This window comes from bacterium (assembly GCA_030699905.1).
Lineage (GTDB): Bacteria > Patescibacteriota > Minisyncoccia > Phycocordibacterales.
On sequence record JAUYKQ010000031.1, the window covers coordinates 1 to 17,715 of the forward strand.

The following is a 17,715-nucleotide window of genomic DNA, read 5'->3' on the forward strand; positions in this document are numbered from 1 at the left end:
AAGAAGAAAATTGCTGAGGGTAAAACCAAGTCTCAAGCTCTCTGCTGTCTTAAAAGAAGATTAGTTAATATCATTTTCATGATGCTGAAATATAAACAAGAGTACAGATACCCTGAAAATTCTTGACATAGATTATTCGCCTTCTTGAGAAAGCGGCCGAAGTTGGCTCGCTTGGCAGGACAGCTTCCGAACATTTAAATGGGAGAAGGCATTCCCCTGCCTTGAGCTTGCCATTAAGCAAATGAGGCAGTTATCGGCACTAGCCTGACATTCCCGGGTTATACCCTACCCTGCCATTTCTTTACTTCAAAAAGTTAAAAGTAGAAAGTATTTGTTTGAGGGTCTCTAAATTTTTCTCTTTATCTTTTTTTAAAGTGTGAAGCATAAACTCAAATAACTTCATTTCTTTAGGGTCAGGGAAACTAATGACGATTGAGGTCGTCTCTCCTGATTCTACCTGCCGCTCATACACTTCTTTGCCTTCAAGTGTGATAAATCTTTCACTGAGTATTTTACCATAGGGATAGTCGGTTGCCCTTTCCGCCCAATCTTGCCATCTAAAATCAGAAGGAATTTCAGTAATTAAAAGCTCTAATTTTACTCCTTCTGACATTACCGTCGGCTGAAGTAATCCCGTTTCTCCTCCCGCTGCCACTATTTCCTTGTATTCTTCGGACTCTATCTCTTGATAATCTTTTGACTGAAAGATTGTTTGAGACAGCACCATGCCAGAATCTTCTCTTTCCTCAACGATTGACCAAGTTAGAGGATATTTCATCTCATACCCTAACCTTTCGTCTTTTAGGGGAATACTATCTTCCCGAATAGATATAAGCGGGATGTTTTCAAAATTGATATTTTCAAGAATATTTAAAAATAATTCATCATTATTTTTGTATATGGAGTCGGAATACGGCGTAAAGCTGTTGGTATAAGCCAACATAACCCAAACGATGCCATTTTTATTAATAGCAAAAGCACTCCACGCGGTAGCATCTTCTGTAAGCTTATAAATGAAATATTCTTTGCCATTAATCTCTGCAAGACGGCCGTTTTCTTTAGCGTACTCTTGGTCGTAAAAACTTACGCCGGGATCTTTTTTGAAATCTTCTGCAAAATCATCGATATTTGTAAAGTCCTTTTCGTTTTCTATCAAGTTAATGTTTAAAACCACATAGGCGCTCTGGGCGTCTCTTTTAAATTCCAATACTGGTTCCGTATGTATTCCGCTGATTAAGCCCTTAACTCCCGTACTATTGGTAATATCAATGCCTAGCCCATAAAATCCGGCGGACGGGTATTTAAAGATGATATTTGTATCGGGTATTTGATATAAGGCATCAAAATTATTTTCTGGCAATTTTATATAACCTATACTCTTGATATAAACTAAAAATCCGACAGTTATTATGATGATAAATATGATTATGCTAATGATGATTTTTTTATTCTTACTCATATATTCCATTATATCAAAAAAACCGCCTAAAAGGCGATCCTGATACCTCTCGGTCTCCAGAACACTTCGACACGGCTCAGAGTAAACCGAGCACTAGCCTGCTCCGCGCGCTTCACGCATTTAGAACCGCAATTTGGCAGATTCCCGGCAATGTCTCGCCCTTCAAGATCGTGAATTACTGGTAGCTTTTCAGTTAAGCATCCAGATTGAGTAATTCAGATACGAGGCGAAGCTAACCCAAAGAAGATACGGCAGAAGCAAATACGCCGCTGGCTTTGAGATTTTGTAGAATACTGTGATTGTCCAAACAATTGCGAGCCAGAGAAAAGCGATATCAATCAATGCCCAGCCGGGATTTTGCAGGCCAAAGAAAATAATTGACCAAACAGCATTCAAGGAAAGCTGAACAAAAAACGCTGCGATACCAATTTTCCACATCCGTAACATTCTCACATTCTCAAGAATGTTGGAATGTTGCTTCCAGACAAGAAAAAGTGAAACGCCCATCAGCGCGTAAAGCGTTGTCCACACGGGCCCGAATACCCAAGCAGGAGGATTAAGCGCCGGCTTTACCAGTCCGGCATACCAATTCGGAACCGCGGAAATAGTAAAAACCGAACCGATTATACCGGCCATTTCCGAAATACCAATCGCAATAACCAATTTGAATAAATTATTGAGCTTCATAATCCTATTTTACCACTTATTACGCTTTTTGCCTTCGCTTGTGCCCGCTGCCTGCCCGCCGTAACCCTGCGTGAAGGCGGGTGTGCCCCCGGTGGCGAGCGATTGACCCAAGGGCACAGCTTTGTGCCCCTTGTGTCGCGTTGCCCCGAATTTGACGACTTAAAGCAAATCGGCGAGTTCTTCTTGCTCGCCCTCGTCAAATTCGTCGGGATCAAGCCCCTCGCTTTCCAATTTTTCCCGTATTTCCTTTTGTCTCTCTTTTTCTTCGTCCATGATATTTATGTATAGATTTTTCGCGGAATCAAAAGCTTGTGACTAAAGAAAATAATTTCTTTTCCAATGCGCGGGCCATGGGCTGAATGTATAAGCTCGTGGGTTTTCTGGCGAAAGTTAGAATAGATTTTTCTAATCTCCGGGTGGTCGTCGTATGAAACAATCCACTGCACACTTTTGATATTTTTTATGACTTCTCCGACAGCGATATGGTCATCTTTTTCATAGTGATTCATGTAAAGAGATTCGCCTTTTAGGTAATAAGGCGGGTCAAAATAGAATATTGAATTGCTACTTTTTGCCTCTTTCTGAATTTTCTTCACCAAACCAATCGCATCCATACATTCAACATGGATTCGGTTTTTATGATTGGCAATTCTTCTAATACGCTCAATTAAAACTTTCTTATTAAAACGGCAATTGAGTTTATAAAATCCGGTTTGATTTATATTCCCGATAGGGCCTCCATTGAGAATTCCTGAAACATTTGTTCTATTCAAGAAAAAGGTAGCGAACCCCAAACGCAGCAATGGCTCCCGTTCTTTGTTTTTGAGAATTGCCCGCTGCTTCTTCCAAGTAGAAATATTTACTCTCGTCATCCGTATCAATTTTATTAACTCTTCGGGTTGATGCACTACCGAATACCAGAAGGCATAAATTGCTCGGTCTTTGTCATTGATAGTTATTTCGGATACATAACCTTCTAACAAAAGATAGAGCGCGACAGACGCCCCGCCAGCATACGGCTCAATGTAATGACCATTGATACTATTGCGCTCGCAAATCCTAGCGATGAACTTCGCAAGCTTATTTTTGCCACCAGGATATCGAAGGGGTGAATAAAAAATCATACTTTTTTGCTGAAATAAAAATCTAAAATATCTGCGACAATGAAAGAATCTTTCAAAATATCCGCTCGTTTATAAATAATGTTGCCGTGGGCGTATTTATCTAAAATCGCGCCGAGATTCCGCTGGTCTGACAACCATTCGTTTGTAAGCGATACATCATTCTTCTGGTGTTGCTTGAGTTCTTTCTTCGCCTCCTTAAGAAATGTTTCGCAAATCTGATCTTTTTTCGCCTTCTGTCCATTTCCTTGCTTTTCGTAGTGCACGCGCGCGGCAACCTCTACCAAAAGACGAAGCGCCATACCAAGGAATGAAAGCACCGCATCATTACCTCGGTTTTTCTTATCGATATCAACAAGAGCACGGTACAAGTCATTTACTCTGCCAGATTCTAGGGCAAGGGTTCTGCCGAAGAATTCGTCGGTTCCTTTGGTGATGGGTGTTTTCCGCAGGCGTAAAACATCATAGCCAGAAACCGCTTGTCCAAAAATGTTTTTCTGTTTTTTACTTGTAACCTCCCTTATTTCCTTCGATACCCGCTCGTAATCTTGATCGGAGATGCTTTGTAAGTAATTGGATATTTCTTTGTTGTTTAAACGAGAAAACAGTTTGCCATTATAATGGCCATTCTTAAGAACATCCCAAACAATAACTTTTAGTTTTTTATCAAAATCCTTATCTTTAATCTTCAACTTTTTGTCGTTATCAAAAGAAAAACCAAAAAATTGCTGGGCAGGCGTTTGACCAATCAGCCTCCAAAAGGTGGTTACATAACCCGGGCCCAACACCGCCTCTTTTAATTCGCTGGCAATATCGAGACCATTAACGATTTTTGTAATTCCTACTCTGATTAATTCTTTTTCTCCTGCCTTGCCTCTGCGTTCTTTATGGTGGGCAACTTCGGCAGAGCCCCACGCTATCTCATTATTACTATTGAGATGTTTTCTTTCGATAAATCTGTAACCTTCTTCTAGGTCGTCAGTGACGAGACACTCCACCGCAAAATTATCTGTAATGCCAATTTTCTTCCCCATCTTGCTGAAATTGCTGTCATGCCCGGCCGGCGTGGGATCAGCCATTAACTTATACGCGGCAATGCGCCTATTGCCTTCAAGCACGATGTTGCGGTCATTAAAACGCCAAACAACCAGCTTCTCCAGTTGTGGCAAATCAAAATCTTTTTCTATTTCCCCGGCCAATTTGGGAACTTGAAACTTGGGAGATAGAAAATATTTCAATAGCTCTTCTTCCGGTAAATTAAAGTACTGATCTGAAAAACGAGCATTTTCGTCCCAAAGCGAAAGATTTTTTATCGCAATATTTTCAGTTTTCCATTTTTTCTGCATATATTTGACTTAATTATATCTAAAAATCAACTTGATTTCATCTTATTTCTTTTTGCTGCTCTTTTTCTTTATCCATAAATCTATTATCAATTTAAAGTCGTTATGCGTAAACATTTATTTGTGCGTCCACATAGTTGTCGTAAATATGGAAGTAAACTTTTTGCGTTCGGTCTTCGCAGTCTTTTTCGGAGTAGGCCGGTTCGGGCAGGTTGTCGTAGAGCATGTCCCGAATCGTTATTTTCACATCGGCGCGTGTTTCCTCTTTCCGTTTCCAATCCAGCACAAATTTCTCTGTTTTTAACTTGACTAATAGTTCGTGAGCAACCTTTTTCACCCGATCCGTTTCGTCCGGATTAAGTTTCTCTTTAACGAGAAGGTCAAAAATCGCCAACTCCTCCTCGGATAGGTTCTCTTTTATCGCTCGGGCGTCCTCTTCGCTCAATTCTTTAGCAAGAACAAGAAGCTCCTCAAAAAATGCATCAAGATCGCGAGAGCCGGAATTGTATTCATGAATCAGTGAATTAAGACGGTCAAGGAAATGTTTGCGGATTTTATTTTTCCGAGCCATATCCTTGATTTTCTCTTCAAGTTCAGCACTTAAACTTTCTGCTGCAATGTTTTTGTTTTCCGTATCATCAAAGAATTTCCGCAATGCTTCAAAGTCAATATGACTTAGGTCTTTTAGCTTCGGCTCCTTGATTACAAACTCTCCCGCTTTGATGGAGCGATCAAGTAAGTCCTCAAGGTCTTTTTTAACCCGGCTCACATCGGCTTCTTCCTCAATGACCTCTTTAATACGAGATGCAATCACCTTATAGGCCGTAACTTCGTGATAGTAATCTTCCGCCTTTGGCTCGGGCAGAACCGACTTGTAAAGTTGATAGGCATCTGACGCAAGATCAAGAAATCCCTTTTTCGTTTGCTCGTCCTGCAAGATACGATTCGTGAATACATCCACAAGGCGTATCTTTTCCGCGTCTTTTGCTTTCAGCAGATCGTCAACATCAAGCTCAAGCTTTTTCAAAAATTCTCTCGTTTGCTTGGCGGTTGAAACCAACAGTTCCACAAGTTCTTCTTTTTCTTTGATAATGTCATCAATGGACGCGCCGCTCTCCGGAGTAGCGTAAATCGCGAGAGCTCTTTGAATATTCTTAAATACGCCGATGTAGTCAACGATAAGGCCATTCGTTTTACCAGGATATACGCGATTGGCACGGGCAATGGTCTGCATCAGTGTGTGATTTTTGAGTGGCTTATCAAGATAGAGCGTCGAAAGATTAAGAACATCAAAACCAGTAATCCACATTGCGCAGACAAAGACAATGCGCAAGTTGCTGTCGGGGTCTTTAAATTTTGTCTCCAAATCCTCATTCTGTATCCGGGCCCGGAGTGGCCGCATATCAATCTCAAATTCTTCCATATCAGCGATTTCGTTCTGGCTCTGGCTTACCACTACCGCCATATCAATGCCTTCATATTGTTCTATGGTTTGCCGAACCTTTTCTTTTTCGTGTTCATCGGTGGCTTTGGATAAAGCGATGTTTAACTTTGCCAAATGACGCTGCATTTGCTCTTTGACCTTGGCGTGCATTCGGACGGCCGTTTTCTTATCAATTGAAACAACCATTGCCTTTCCGTTATATCCTCGAGCAGTGAAGTGCGTGACAATATCCTCTGCGACTTTATTCAAACGGTCTTCGCGAGTGATCAGGTGGTAAAAAGTTGAAAATTCCTGCTCCAATTTTTCTTCCTCTTCCTGCGCAAGATCATAGAAATTCATTACCCGTTCCAAATCTTTCTGAATATCCGGATTTACATTTTCAAGTTTTGGAACGCGGTTCTCATAGTAAAGTGGCACCGTAGCACCATCCTCAACCGATTGGGCGAAATTGTAAGTGGAAACATAATCCCCGAAGGCTTCTCTGGTTTTCTCTTCTCCACCCGCCATCAAAGGCGTGCCGGTAAATCCGATAAACGCCGCTTTGGGCAACGCAATACGCATATTCGCCGCCATGCGGTCATACTGCGTGCGATGCGCCTCATCAGCCATGACAATTACATCGTTTCTATTGGATAGTTCTTTTGGTTCGGCGAACTTATGAATAAGCGTAAAAACATGGCGGTGATCCTCCCCAAGTAGCTGCTGAAGATGCTCTACGGAATCGGCATGGACTTCGTTTTCATAGACAGCGCCGCAAGCGGAAAAGGTTTTGTATATCTGCCTATCAAGCTCTTTGCGGTCCGTAACTACGACAAAGGTGAAGTTGCCGGTCAGTTTACGAAATACTTTTTGAGACAAGAAAACCATTGAATAGGATTTGCCAGACCCTTGCGTGTGCCAAAACACACCAAGGCGTCCTTTGTTTTTGTCCCGATTCTTAACTTCTTCAAATGCGCGATTTACTCCAAAAAATTGAAAGTATCTGGCAATCGCTTTAGCGCGTTCTCCGCGCGAGTCGTCAAAAAGAATAAAGTTCTCAACAATATCCAAAAGCCGCGCTGGCTCGCAAGTGCCTTTGATAACCGTTTCCAAACCTACTTTTCCGATTTCTTTTTCGTCTTTTATTTTCTTCCATTCGTTGAAATGTTCATACGCGCTGGTAATCGTGCCAACTTTGCTTTCAATGCCATTGGAAATAATGATGAAGGCGTTATACCAAAAGAGCTGGGGGATCGTGTCTTTGTAGTCGCGAATATTTTCTTGGTAGGCATTGCGTAAATTTTTATGCGATGCCTTCAGTTCAATCAGCACAAGCGGTATGCCGTTCACAAAGCCAATCAAATCCGGTCGGCGCGTGTGCAGTTCGCCGGTAATCCAAAGCTGGGATACAAGCATAAAGTGATTTTCCTTCGGATTTTCAAAATCAATAATTTTTACGGTCTCGGTTTGCCGTTCGCCTTTTTCGTTTTCTGTCTCAACTTTTACGCCGTCCCGAATAAGCTGCCAAATTTCATGATTCGCATTCACCATGCTCATCGCCGAGCGATCCTTTATTATTTCATCAATCGCAAGATTCAACGCTTCTGTAGATACATTAGGATTGAGCTTCACTAAAGCAATTTTGAGATAATTCATCAGCACCACCTCTCCCGGATTTTCCCGCCCGAATTCCGTATCCGTTTCTCCGGAATATGCATTGGCAAAATTCTCGGCATCCCATAAATCAGCGAATAACTTAATCGCTGTTTGTTCAATTAATTTGTCTTCAGAAAATTCATTCATGATTAATTAGTGTGGTTTGCGCTAAGATTTTTGGCCACAATTTTATCAGACATTTTTGATTTATACGGCTTCTCGGAATATCTTGACTTGATATCCTCTACTCTTGTTTTTGAACTTGTGAGAACCCTGTCGCGAGAATGCGTAATCGTTCTATGATCCATTCTTCTTGCCATCTCGTCATTAACTGCAATGTAAGAATCATTGTTAAGTATCCAGCCCGCAAGCAAGAGACGGTTTTTTGATAAAGGCAGAGTGAGCTCAACATCTTTCCATTTCAAACCAGGAGCACTACCAAAAGTCCCGACCCCAAACTTTTTTATTGATGCTGGACGAAGCATCACCACGGGGTCATCCGAGGTGACGAATCCATAACTATCGTTCTTCCACACCGACCACTTCATGTGGTAGATGAGCGCAGCAGTGTGTGAGAGTGAACGCAAAATACTTTTTGAATGGTGCTCGTCAAAGTTTTCCAACCCCTCTTTTAAGGTTTCTAAATCTATTGTTGCTCCACCAGAAGACGGTATTGCAGCAAGTGTCCTTTTTTCTTCCTCTGACATTGGGCGCTTTTCCCAATCTTTCATCCAATCTTTTAATTCTTCGAGAGAGCTTTTTAGATGGTCTCTATGCGGGCGAGTTCGAGTCATCAAAGCAGCGATAAAAATGGAAACAGCAATTCTTTCCTTGTCGGAAAGAAACAAATCTTTTGCAAATTTTTCTCTGTATACGTTCACAAAATCACCCTCGATGGAAGCAAGGGCATTCTCAACCGACATATCTTTCTCACCGTTACTCCCCGTGAGCGAATAGAAATGCCTTTCTTTAAGAACACTATTCGGATTGGTATTAAATATATTGTCGTTTATATCAAGCACCCACACATGCCCATTCTCGTCAATAAAATTTTCGAGATAAGAAGCCGGTATTGTATGGTGCTGTTCTTGTTGTTTTACTTTTTTCATAGTCATACACTTATTTCTCCGTTTACCAATTTCGGCAAAAGCAAATCTCGCGCTTGGCGCAAGTTTTGGTTTTGAAGCTGAAAATTATTTATCATGTTAAAAGTTGATTTGGCCTTCTCTTCAAAAGAGTGGGTTAGTTCTTCCGGCGGATCTATGATCAATAATCGTGCCAAATCTTTAGGGTAAACATGGGGTTGCGCCGATCCTCTTTGCAGTCCGGTAACTTCTACCTGTCTATTTTTCAGCAACAAAAAGTAATAATAAACAAAAGGCGTTGAATTTTTATTGATGTAGGAACAATCAGACGCCCATATATCCTCATGGTAAAGATTGATATATCCTGAATTCGCCCCAGAGGCACTTATCGTGATTGCCGGCCCCTCAACATTGGCTTTATTGTGAAAATAGGCCGGGCCCATTCCGCCGGCAACAACAGGAACTTTTCCGGGGACAATAGTATTTTTAGTAATGTTTTTGCCTCGCAAAATTTTTATCTTATCTCCAAGTTTTTCCACTTTCCACCCCTTCGGGACTTTGCCGAATTCTGTTTCGCTATCAATCATTTTTACTTTTTCGTAGCCCGGAAAACGGAAATATACAAACCACTCCTTATAAATCGCCTGCGCCATTTCTTCCAAAATCTTAATCCGCTTCGTGTTGTTTTCAATAAGATTGTCGTAGGTACCAAGAATAGAACCAACATTTCTTTGGTCTTCAAGTTTTAAAGTCGGAATCTCAAAATTTCTAATTAGGTCTTGATTTAAATTTTGCTGAGCTGCGCCACGCGCTTGTACTATTAAATCGTCTCTGTTTTGTAACAAAGAATAGAAAACATAACGCCAATCCGCTTTATCCTCATCAATAATCAAGCCGCACACAGCTTGATTTACAGTAGCCTTCTTTTTTAACCACCCCAATTGTCCTACATTTGCCCCGTACATCGCTATCAAAACAGTATGTTCGGGATAATATTTTGCAGAAGAATTATTCAACGCGTCATCTGTTATTTTTTCTTCAGTATCTTCAATAGCTGCATCAAGCAGCTCTTTAGATTTTACCCATAAATGACCGCTACGATCAGCAGTAAAATACTCGGGGTGAAGTCGTGACGGCGTCCCGCCACTGGAAATTTTTTCTGCAACATCCTCTAATTTAATCCTTTGCCGGGTTGTTTTTGTTTGTGTAATCATAAATCGATTTGAATTTTACCGCCGCCAACCCAAATATATTTCGGTTCTCCTTTCTCGAAATAGAGAAAGCAGCCGAGCTCATAGCCAAAGGCGTTGTTATATGGATTAGTCATAAATTTTAAGCGGGCGATATTGCTTTTGCATATTTCGTTTTTCTTTATTTCAACAACCAGAAGATTATCTCCTCTGCCGTTTTTTCCTCGTTTATGAACGATAATATCCGGCCTAAAGATTTTTCCACGCCATCTTTTAGCGTCTTCTGCTCGCTTATTATATTCGCAATCAACTGCGTATCCTCGTGCGTTGTTCTTCTCAATGTAACTCGCAATCCTGTGAGCAATCGCTTGTTCGTGAGCGTCATTTGTTAACAACTCCTTATCGAAGTGCAAGAAGGCATCAACCGCGTCCGTAAGTAATTTTTGAATTTGTCGTGTACTCATATATTCAATTTCTTCAAATTCTCAAAAATGTTCTTCTCCAGTTTGTGCGCTTCATCGGTTAATCCTTTAAGCTCGCTGTGAAGCTTTTCGATTTTTTCTCCAAAGTTTCTATCGTCTCCATTTCCATTGTCGGTAACGCCAACATAGCGGCCCGGGTTAAGCGAATAACCGGCTTTTTTCACTTCTTCTATCGTCGCCACTCGGCAAAGCCCTTTTACATCTTTGTACTTTTTCCCATTCTCATTGCGGTAGCTTCTTACAATGCTTGCGATTTGTTCTATCTGCTCATCGGTCCAATCGCGATGCGCCCGGTCTATTTGCCGGTAGATATTGCGGGCGTCAATAAAGAGAACTTTGTTTTTGCGCTCCGTTTTCCTTTTACCTCTGTCCAAAAACCAAAGCGTTACTGAAAGCACGACATTATAGAACATATTCGGACCAACAGCGACCATCACATCCACAATTCCATCTTCAATTAATTTTTGGCGGATTTCTTTCTCACTATGCCCTACATCACCTGCCGCATTAGACATAACAAACCCAGCGCGTCCTTTATCGTTTAACGAATTTAGAAAGATTTGAATCCAGAGATAATTGCCGTTGTCCGCTCTCGGTATGCCATACGAAAATCGCGGATCGTCTTTGATACGCTCCTTATCAATCCCGCTCACATTGAACGGAGGATTTGCCATTGTGAAATCAAATTTTCCTAAACTTTTGTGGCGATCCTCGTAATAGGTATTACCTTCGCGGATGTCTCCGGAAAGGCCGTGAATAGCAAGGTTCATTTTTGCGATGCGAACCGTTTGGTCTGTTTTCTCTTGACCGTAAATCGCAATCTCACGCGAAGCTCTTAACTTCTTTCCGTTTTCCAAATGCCGTTTTACGAACTCGTGTGACTGCACAAACATACCGCCGGAACCGCAAGCCGGATCGTAAATCCTGCCCTGATACGGTTCAATGATCTCAACGATAAGTTTGACAATACTTGTCGGTGTGAAAAATTCGCCTCCGCGCGAGCCATCCGCAAGCGCGAACTTACCGAGGAAGTATTCATAAATTCTACCGAACGCATCTCCTTCAATATCGTCCGGAATTTGATTGAAGTTTTTGAGAAGCGCGATGATAGAACGATTGTCCAGTTTTTGAAATGTTTTCGGAAGAATGCCAGCAAGCTCCTTATTTTCCGCTTCAATCTCTTTCATCGCGTCATTTACGGCTCTGCCCATATCCGTTCCCTCTGACAATTCTATGAGATATGAAAACCGAGCTTTTTCTGGAACAAAGAGCGTACCGCGCGCGTGATAATCCGCGGAAGAAATCGGTCGTTCGCGCGAAACCGAAGCCCCGCCAAGCTTTTTGGCTTTACCTTTTCTCTCCTCAGTTATTTCTTCTGCAGCTTTTGCGTGTTTTACACCTGCAAACTTGAGGAAAATTAAACCCAAAACCGGCTCGGCAAATTCATTAAGCCGCAACGGAGAATTGGCGCGCATATGATCCGCCGCTTCCCACAATCTATTTTCCAAATCTTTTATATTAGTATTCATGACTTTTTGATTTACAAAAGTTTCTCATCCTTAAAACTAAAGTGGCTATTTGCTGCAATAATAACATGATCCAAAAGTTCGATGCCCATCATTTTGCCGGCTTCCGCTAATCTTTTCGTGATTTCCATGTCATCTTCTGACGGTTTTGGATCACCGGATGGATGGTTGTGCGCAACCATGATGCCGGCGGCTGAATGTTTAAGGGCCGGTTCAAACACTTCCCGAGGATGAACAAGATTCGCATTTAGTGTTCCCATTGAAATTATTTCTTTATGAACCAGCTGATTTCTGGCATTGAGATATAGAGCAACGAAGTGCTCTCTTTTGTTGTGGCGCAGTTCGGTTAATTGAGCCACAACATCTTTGGGGGTGGAAATAGTCGGCAAGTTCGTATCGTTAACCTCCATCGCGCGTTTTGAAAGCTCGAAAGCGGCGAGAAGCATTGTGGCCTTGGCGGAATCAATTCCACTGATTTTTATTAAATCCTCGTAGGTCATCTGTAAAAGTCGCTTCTTGGAATGCTTGGTCAAAATCTGCGAAGCGATCTCAATAACATTTTTTCCGGTTTTGCCGGTCCGCAGTAGAATAGCCAAAAGTTCCGAGTCCTTAAGATTCTCGGCTCCTTTTGCGATAAGCTTTTCCCTTGGGCGTTCAATTTTTGGTAAATCCTTAATTTTCATATTTCATCTTTGGTTTCTACTTTTCGCTTTCTAAACGCGCCTTTAATAAAAAGATTGTTTCTGTGCGGAGTTTTGCTCGTGCCCAATCCTTTTGGCTCTCGGTCAAAAACTCGCCAAGGCCGTCGAGAATATGGCGATTGTCCATTTTTTCGAGCAACTCAATACTTTTTACCAACACTTCCTTAAACGACAATTTTGCACGCTGCTCCACTATATCTCGATTAATCGGCCAGTTGTTTTTGGTAAAAAAGTACACATCGAAAACATCCCGGCTTGTTTTGCCAACCCGTTCGTACATTGCCATAATCTTATTAGCAAACATATCTTCGCGAACCATGACAAGCATAGAAATACCGAGCAAGGTCTTGAGTTCATAGCGAGAACCAAACTCTCTGCGATTTACTTCGATTTTTACATTTTGAGCTTTCGGATCGTATGAAAAAATAATGAGCAAGTTGTAACGCTTAATCCGCGATTCCCGTATTTCTCCGTAACCCTGAGCAATTTTCAAAATCTTTTCGAATATTTCTTTTTCTTTTGCTTCATCGCTCTGATCCAAGAGGTCAAAGTCAAGATCAACCGAAAAACGATTTAAATCATAAAACATAAGAGCTGCTGTGCCGCCCTTAAAACCAAGGTGCGAAGAAATCGTGGTATCGGTATAAATTTCTTTGAGAATCTGGAGCTGTATATTTTTATGTATTGATGTGTCGAGAGTCATAGAATTATGCTTTGTTTGCCTTTCCGCCAGAGGCGGATCCGCCTTCGGCGGAAAAGTATTCGCTGACCTTCTTTGTCATTCTCTTATTGTTATAAATAGGTAAAATCTCAAAAACCTTATCCCAATCCAAGGGGTCCAAGCGATCAAAGTGATAGTCCTTGCTCACATAGATTCTGTCCAAAAAAGCTCTCTCTTTTGTGGCAATAGCGAAGCCCGCTTTGTGCTCAATGCCGGCAGTATTTGATAAAACATAATTCTTCATTCGTACAAATGTAACTTTTTGACCATTTATATCTATCTCTCTATTAACATAGGATGCAACAAAAATATTGCCGTAGTATTGAAAATTAATTCCGGCACGAGTCAAGACGGTTTCAAAGCTGATATACGAGGGTGTATAGATTATGGTCGCCAATTCAAACTTATCGTAATTTTTATCTTTTGCGTATACACCGCGACGAACTCTAATCAACTTTCCGGCCTTAACATACTTGTTTAATCTGGCGCTGACCGTGCTTTCTCTCTCTTCGGCCCACAATAAAGCCGCGTCTTTGGTTGAAAAAACGGTTTTAGGAGACCTTAATAAAATATCCAAGTATTCGCCTTTTGTAGGTTTTTTGTCCATATTTATACTGGAAATAACCTTAAAGGTCATCTCCAGTTCATATACTACCATAAGACCAGTATTCTATGCAACTATCGGCATGTAAAATAGAGAAATGATAGCTGCTTTATAATATTATAAAGCATGTCTATTTACTTAAATTTTTAAGTCCTATAATATTATAGGACTTCATGTCTTATGCGAAATAAACTCAAAGAAATACAAAAGAAGCTCAATAAACAGCCTATCTCCTCCCTATCGCGAGAAGAAGTCGAGCTTTATTTTAATCATCGACTCCAAAATCTGGTTTCTAGCAAAAAAGTGCTGGTGAGAAACGAAGTGGAATATTTGCTGGGCGAAACCGGGCCCGGCAATCTTCGTATTGAGCCCGACTTATTTCGATTGCTCTCAAACAAAGGCCCCTTTGCGCATTCGCCCTTTGAAAACATTCCAGAAATTAAAAAGTTGAAAACACAGAAAAAAACTGCGGAAAAACATATTGAGAAAAATATCAACGCGCCCGAAACCCAAAATTTACTTACAAATCTTTTTGGTAATTACCTACAGAAAATAAAAGTAGCCTCAAAAGAACCCTTTGTTATTGAGGGAGAGCTAAACACGATCCCCGTGACCTGCTTGATAAAAAACGGAGGATGGATACTCCCTAACACTGAATTATTTTCATTTCTAAAATCTTCGCAAGAGCAAAAGAGATTCCCGGTAATTGTTGCCAAAAAGATTTCCGGGATCCTATTTCCAGTATTCAAAGGGTTGTCTATCATGGGGTTAAATACCTATAAGATATATCTTCCAGAAAATGGCAAAAAAATAATTGACGCCGCTAAATCTAACGAGGAGCTGCTTGCCGGACTGAAGTACAACAATCAATTTCAATTTATGAATAAAGAATTCACAGAAAAAATAACCGATGAATACTACGAAGGCGAATCAATAAAAAACTTTTTTGAAGTAATTCTTAAAAACAATGTTGACGGTTATTATAGAAACTTCCTCCAATTAAAAGTAAAAATTGCAGACAATTTTATTGACACCGTATCTCAATTCAGGAAAAACAAGGCTACAAAAGGTTTGATTTCAAATTACGAAAATAAGCAAAAGCTGATAAATGATCTTGGGATGTAATTTTATCAACTTGATAAAGTTATGCACATGTGGTGTGGTTGACTGTCTAGGTTCAGATACATATGATACACTCGTTAGGTTTGTAAAATAATAATATCTTTCGTTGAAATTCGACTATTTTGGACCTTAAAAAGGTATTCGGACGGGGTCAGATAATCCAGGGCTTGGTGGGGTCGGACATTGTTCCAGATATCTTCCCACTCTTTGATCTTTCTCTGCATCACCCCTAAGATAGAACAGACATTGCCTTGCTGGTAAAACTCTCTCTGGTCGGCTTCGTGGGAAATCTCCACGTAGCTATTCTGCTTAGGCGATCTGGGATAGATAAAATAGTGGGGAATGCCTTTGGCTTGGCAGAACTTATCAAATTCTTTCTGAAAGGGAGCGCCATTGTCCGTCTGGATCGCCTTGATAGGAAAAGGAAATCCCAGCAGGCATTCTTCAATAAATTTAGCTCCGTTTCGGGACGACTCGGAAGGGTAGACCCTCATTACTTTTCTTTTGCCTAAAACATCAATCGCCGTAAATTGGTAAAACTTTTTCCCACCAGGTAGCATGATATGTTTAGTGTCCATTTGGATCATGTCTCCGGGTTCAGATATTCGTAATCCGTGGGGAAACCTGGCCTTGGGACGGAGAGCGGCCTTCCTCCTTTTGCTGGATATTTTTTTGTTAATCAGCCCCCGTCTTTTTAAAATCCTTCCCACCGTGCTGGCTGAAACCTGAATTCCTTCTTTCATTACCAGTGCCCTAAGTTTGTATTTTGACCAGGCCGGATAAAGCTTTCTTAATTGGACTATCCGGATAACAGTATTCCAAGAGACGGTAGGCTGCCTTAGACGTTTTGGTCTTTTAGATTCTTCGTTCAGCCCTATCACTCCGGAACGTTTAAACTTTTTAATCCAGCGATACAAAGTCATACGTCCTAAGCCAAAGTGTCTGGCAGTCAGAGCGTTGTTGTTTCCGTGAGATCTGTGCCAATCCAAGACCTTTATCTTATATTTTGCCCGTTCAGTTAGCGAATTAACCAGAGCAGCCGAACGGGCGATAGAGGCTGCTCCAGGTAGAATTGTGCCGTAGATTGTCATACGGCATCCATTATACTTTCCTTTCATATTTTTCAAGAGCTGGGTGTATCATATCACGTGAACCAGTACATTGACGCGCCTTCCTCGTTTGCTAAAATTAAAGTGTTGAGAGATTGAATATTTCCTACTCTGCGGGGTAGGCGTGAATCGTACTTCCGAGTCTGCGGGCTCGCAAGCGCAACTGAACGATTTTCCATTTATTGGATTTTTCTTTGGTTGTGTTTGCGAGCCTGTTTTGTTTAACAGGCCAAAGTGCCGATCCGCTTGGGGTCTGGGGATCGGACAATTCCATGCAGAATCTGTGCTACCGAAAAAAGCTATTGAGGAGTTTAAGCGCGTCTACAAGAAAAGCTACAACATAGAGCTGACTGACGAAGAAGCAGGCGATAAAGCAAATCGTTTAGTGCGTTTGTATCAGGCCGTTTATAGCGACCCTGTTTTTGGGCGCGTGGAGATTAAAGAAAAAATCTAGCCATGAAGCTCAGTGATTGTCTCCGCGAAGTCGGGAGGCCTATTGCGTATTACCCGAAACTATCTAAATTTGCCGGCTCAGTAAAGGCCGCGATTTTCCTGTGCCAATTTATTTACTGGGAAGGAAAACAAATGGATAAAGAGACACGCTGGATTTTCAAAACTCAACGCGAGATTCAAGAAGAAACCGGGTTGAGCCGATATGAACAGGAAGGAGCAAGAGGAGAACTAAAAAAACGCGGCTATCTCGAAGAAATCTACAAAGGCATCCCTCGGAAAGTTAATTATCGGATCAATTGGGACAAGTTCAACAACGATTGGGATAAGTGGATTGAGCCGCGCTAAAGGTGAGATTCACCAAACAAGCGTGTGGAAAACCAACAAACTTGTATGCGGATAATCCTAAAACAAGTAATGGGAAAAGCCGCAAGCTATATCATAGAGCACTACATTGACTACTCTGCACATACTACCCCACATATTACTGAACAATAAAACAATAATGGAAAGCAACAAAGATCAAAATAACGAAGATATAAAAATTGCACTTGAGAAGATGCACAAAGCATTTCCCAAGGCGGTAGATACGCTCATAGAACTTTTGGCAAGCAAAAACGAGGGCGTAAAACTTCAGGCAGCTCGCGCAATTCGCGATCTTATTCTGGGTAAATTCAATAAGTAGATTTCTACTTAATCCAACTTTTCATGCCCAAACTCAAACATCTAACCGAATATCACAAGAAAGCGCTGGAACTGAAATATAAAGGCAATCCGTATCAGGATATCGCTGAGATTTTGAATAGCCAGTTTGAAAAAAGTAGAAAAGCGGGGTTTACCGAGCAAACAATAAAAGATTGGTTTAAGGAATCAGGAACGCTTTGTGAGATATACAAACTTTACGAACAAGAAATGGATGAGATTCATCGGGAGACAATAGATGCAATCAAAAAGGCCGGCGTGCGAATACGGGAGCAAAATTTTCGCATTGCCAATGAAATGCTTGTGGCACTGATTGGCAGCCAAACCGATAGCG

Annotated in this window: 18 protein-coding genes; 5 read left to right on the top strand and 13 right to left on the bottom strand. The window is 41.2% G+C overall.

The features are described from left to right. Positions 1 to 301 precede the first annotated feature (301 nt). The 12 genes from Q8P86_04175 to Q8P86_04230 all read right to left on the bottom strand — a co-directional run bounded on the left by Q8P86_04175 (position 302) and on the right by Q8P86_04230 (position 14,052). Positions 302 to 1,459, bottom strand: a complete 1,158-nt coding sequence (locus tag Q8P86_04175) for a hypothetical protein (GenBank protein ID MDP3996856.1) — start codon at positions 1,457 to 1,459, stop codon at positions 302 to 304. 189 nt (positions 1,460 to 1,648) lie between these two features. Next, positions 1,649 to 2,146 (bottom strand): TspO/MBR family protein, encoded by a 498-nt coding sequence (locus Q8P86_04180; protein ID MDP3996857.1) that lies wholly within the window; start codon positions 2,144 to 2,146, stop codon positions 1,649 to 1,651. Between the two features lie 278 nt (positions 2,147 to 2,424). Then, positions 2,425 to 3,270, bottom strand: coding sequence for a DNA adenine methylase (locus Q8P86_04185; GenBank protein MDP3996858.1), 846 nt, complete (start codon positions 3,268 to 3,270; stop codon positions 2,425 to 2,427). Next, a complete protein-coding gene (locus Q8P86_04190) occupies positions 3,267 to 4,613 on the bottom strand; it encodes a hypothetical protein (protein ID MDP3996859.1) in 1,347 nt (448 codons plus the stop codon). The genes Q8P86_04185 and Q8P86_04190 overlap by 4 nt, the downstream gene beginning before the upstream one ends. Positions 4,614 to 4,713: 100 nt before the next feature. After that, positions 4,714 to 7,836, bottom strand: a complete 3,123-nt coding sequence (locus tag Q8P86_04195) for a type I restriction endonuclease subunit R (protein ID MDP3996860.1) — start codon at positions 7,834 to 7,836, stop codon at positions 4,714 to 4,716. Positions 7,837 to 7,838: 2 nt separating this feature from the next. After that, positions 7,839 to 8,798 (bottom strand): DUF4238 domain-containing protein, encoded by a 960-nt coding sequence (locus tag Q8P86_04200; GenBank protein ID MDP3996861.1) that lies wholly within the window; start codon positions 8,796 to 8,798, stop codon positions 7,839 to 7,841. Positions 8,799 to 8,800: 2 nt separating this feature from the next. Continuing rightward, positions 8,801 to 9,988: a restriction endonuclease subunit S gene (locus Q8P86_04205; protein ID MDP3996862.1), complete on the bottom strand. Its 1,188-nt coding sequence runs from the start codon at positions 9,986 to 9,988 to the stop codon at positions 8,801 to 8,803. Next, positions 9,985 to 10,428 carry a hypothetical protein gene (locus Q8P86_04210; GenBank protein MDP3996863.1) on the bottom strand — a complete coding sequence of 148 codons (444 nt, stop codon included), beginning with the start codon at positions 10,426 to 10,428 and terminating at the stop codon, positions 9,985 to 9,987. Before Q8P86_04210 ends, Q8P86_04205 begins: the two co-directional genes overlap by 4 nt. Continuing rightward, complete coding sequence (locus Q8P86_04215) at positions 10,425 to 11,975, bottom strand: N-6 DNA methylase (GenBank protein MDP3996864.1); 1,551 nt, start codon at positions 11,973 to 11,975, stop codon at positions 10,425 to 10,427. Before Q8P86_04215 ends, Q8P86_04210 begins: the two co-directional genes overlap by 4 nt. Before the next feature lie 11 nt (positions 11,976 to 11,986). Next, positions 11,987 to 12,655 (bottom strand): DNA repair protein RadC, encoded by a 669-nt coding sequence (radC, locus tag Q8P86_04220; protein ID MDP3996865.1) that lies wholly within the window; start codon positions 12,653 to 12,655, stop codon positions 11,987 to 11,989. A gap of 16 nt (positions 12,656 to 12,671) precedes the next feature. Continuing rightward, the gene (locus tag Q8P86_04225; protein MDP3996866.1) at positions 12,672 to 13,376 is read right to left on the bottom strand and encodes a nucleotidyl transferase AbiEii/AbiGii toxin family protein; all 705 of its coding nucleotides are present in this window, start codon (positions 13,374 to 13,376) and stop codon (positions 12,672 to 12,674) included. 4 nt (positions 13,377 to 13,380) lie between these two features. Then, on the bottom strand, positions 13,381 to 14,052 hold the full coding sequence (locus Q8P86_04230) for a type IV toxin-antitoxin system AbiEi family antitoxin domain-containing protein (protein MDP3996867.1): 672 nt from the start codon (positions 14,050 to 14,052) through the stop codon (positions 13,381 to 13,383). Between the two features lie 126 nt (positions 14,053 to 14,178). Between Q8P86_04230 and Q8P86_04235 the strand changes: the two genes are divergently transcribed. Then, entirely contained in the window at positions 14,179 to 15,123 is a 945-nt protein-coding gene (locus tag Q8P86_04235; protein ID MDP3996868.1) for a hypothetical protein, read from the top strand. A gap of 74 nt (positions 15,124 to 15,197) precedes the next feature. Here the strand turns inward: Q8P86_04235 and Q8P86_04240 are convergent, their stop codons facing one another. Then, positions 15,198 to 16,211 carry a DDE-type integrase/transposase/recombinase gene (locus Q8P86_04240; GenBank protein MDP3996869.1) on the bottom strand — a complete coding sequence of 338 codons (1,014 nt, stop codon included), beginning with the start codon at positions 16,209 to 16,211 and terminating at the stop codon, positions 15,198 to 15,200. A 301-nt stretch (positions 16,212 to 16,512) separates the two neighbouring features. Here Q8P86_04240 and Q8P86_04245 point away from each other — a divergent pair, with 301 nt between their 5' ends. From Q8P86_04245 to Q8P86_04260, 4 genes are all read left to right on the top strand, one after another. Further along, entirely contained in the window at positions 16,513 to 16,683 is a 171-nt protein-coding gene (locus Q8P86_04245) for a hypothetical protein (protein MDP3996870.1), read from the top strand. 2 nt (positions 16,684 to 16,685) lie between these two features. Beyond that, entirely contained in the window at positions 16,686 to 17,027 is a 342-nt protein-coding gene (locus Q8P86_04250; GenBank protein ID MDP3996871.1) for a hypothetical protein, read from the top strand. Positions 17,028 to 17,184: 157 nt separating this feature from the next. Continuing rightward, complete coding sequence (locus Q8P86_04255; GenBank protein ID MDP3996872.1) at positions 17,185 to 17,364, top strand: armadillo/beta-catenin-like repeat-containing protein; 180 nt, start codon at positions 17,185 to 17,187, stop codon at positions 17,362 to 17,364. 23 nt (positions 17,365 to 17,387) lie between these two features. Beyond that, the coding region (locus Q8P86_04260) for a hypothetical protein (protein MDP3996873.1) at positions 17,388 to 17,715 on the top strand (328 nt) is incomplete at its 3' end.

What these genes read in the sequence shown, in the direction of transcription:
- Q8P86_04180 (MDP3996857.1), bottom strand. Translation starts at nt 2,146, where the DNA reads ATGAAGCTCAATAATTTATTCAAATTGGTTATTGCGATTGGTATTTCG.
- Q8P86_04240 (MDP3996869.1), bottom strand. Translation starts at nt 16,211, where the DNA reads ATGACAATCTACGGCACAATTCTACCTGGAGCAGCCTCTATCGCCCGT.
- Q8P86_04255 (MDP3996872.1), top strand. Translation starts at nt 17,185, where the DNA reads ATGGAAAGCAACAAAGATCAAAATAACGAAGATATAAAAATTGCACTT.
- Q8P86_04195 (MDP3996860.1), bottom strand. Translation starts at nt 7,836, where the DNA reads ATGAATGAATTTTCTGAAGACAAATTAATTGAACAAACAGCGATTAAG.
- Q8P86_04250 (MDP3996871.1), top strand. Translation starts at nt 16,686, where the DNA reads ATGAAGCTCAGTGATTGTCTCCGCGAAGTCGGGAGGCCTATTGCGTAT.
- Q8P86_04230 (MDP3996867.1), bottom strand. Translation starts at nt 14,052, where the DNA reads ATGGTAGTATATGAACTGGAGATGACCTTTAAGGTTATTTCCAGTATA.
- Q8P86_04225 (MDP3996866.1), bottom strand. Translation starts at nt 13,376, where the DNA reads ATGACTCTCGACACATCAATACATAAAAATATACAGCTCCAGATTCTC.
- Q8P86_04215 (MDP3996864.1), bottom strand. Translation starts at nt 11,975, where the DNA reads ATGAATACTAATATAAAAGATTTGGAAAATAGATTGTGGGAAGCGGCG.
- Q8P86_04185 (MDP3996858.1), bottom strand. Translation starts at nt 3,270, where the DNA reads ATGATTTTTTATTCACCCCTTCGATATCCTGGTGGCAAAAATAAGCTT.
- Q8P86_04200 (MDP3996861.1), bottom strand. Translation starts at nt 8,798, where the DNA reads ATGAAAAAAGTAAAACAACAAGAACAGCACCATACAATACCGGCTTCT.
- Q8P86_04210 (MDP3996863.1), bottom strand. Translation starts at nt 10,428, where the DNA reads ATGAGTACACGACAAATTCAAAAATTACTTACGGACGCGGTTGATGCC.
- Q8P86_04235 (MDP3996868.1), top strand. Translation starts at nt 14,179, where the DNA reads ATGCGAAATAAACTCAAAGAAATACAAAAGAAGCTCAATAAACAGCCT.
- radC (MDP3996865.1), bottom strand. Translation starts at nt 12,655, where the DNA reads ATGAAAATTAAGGATTTACCAAAAATTGAACGCCCAAGGGAAAAGCTT.
- Q8P86_04175 (MDP3996856.1), bottom strand. Translation starts at nt 1,459, where the DNA reads ATGAGTAAGAATAAAAAAATCATCATTAGCATAATCATATTTATCATC.
- Q8P86_04190 (MDP3996859.1), bottom strand. Translation starts at nt 4,613, where the DNA reads ATGCAGAAAAAATGGAAAACTGAAAATATTGCGATAAAAAATCTTTCG.
- Q8P86_04205 (MDP3996862.1), bottom strand. Translation starts at nt 9,988, where the DNA reads ATGATTACACAAACAAAAACAACCCGGCAAAGGATTAAATTAGAGGAT.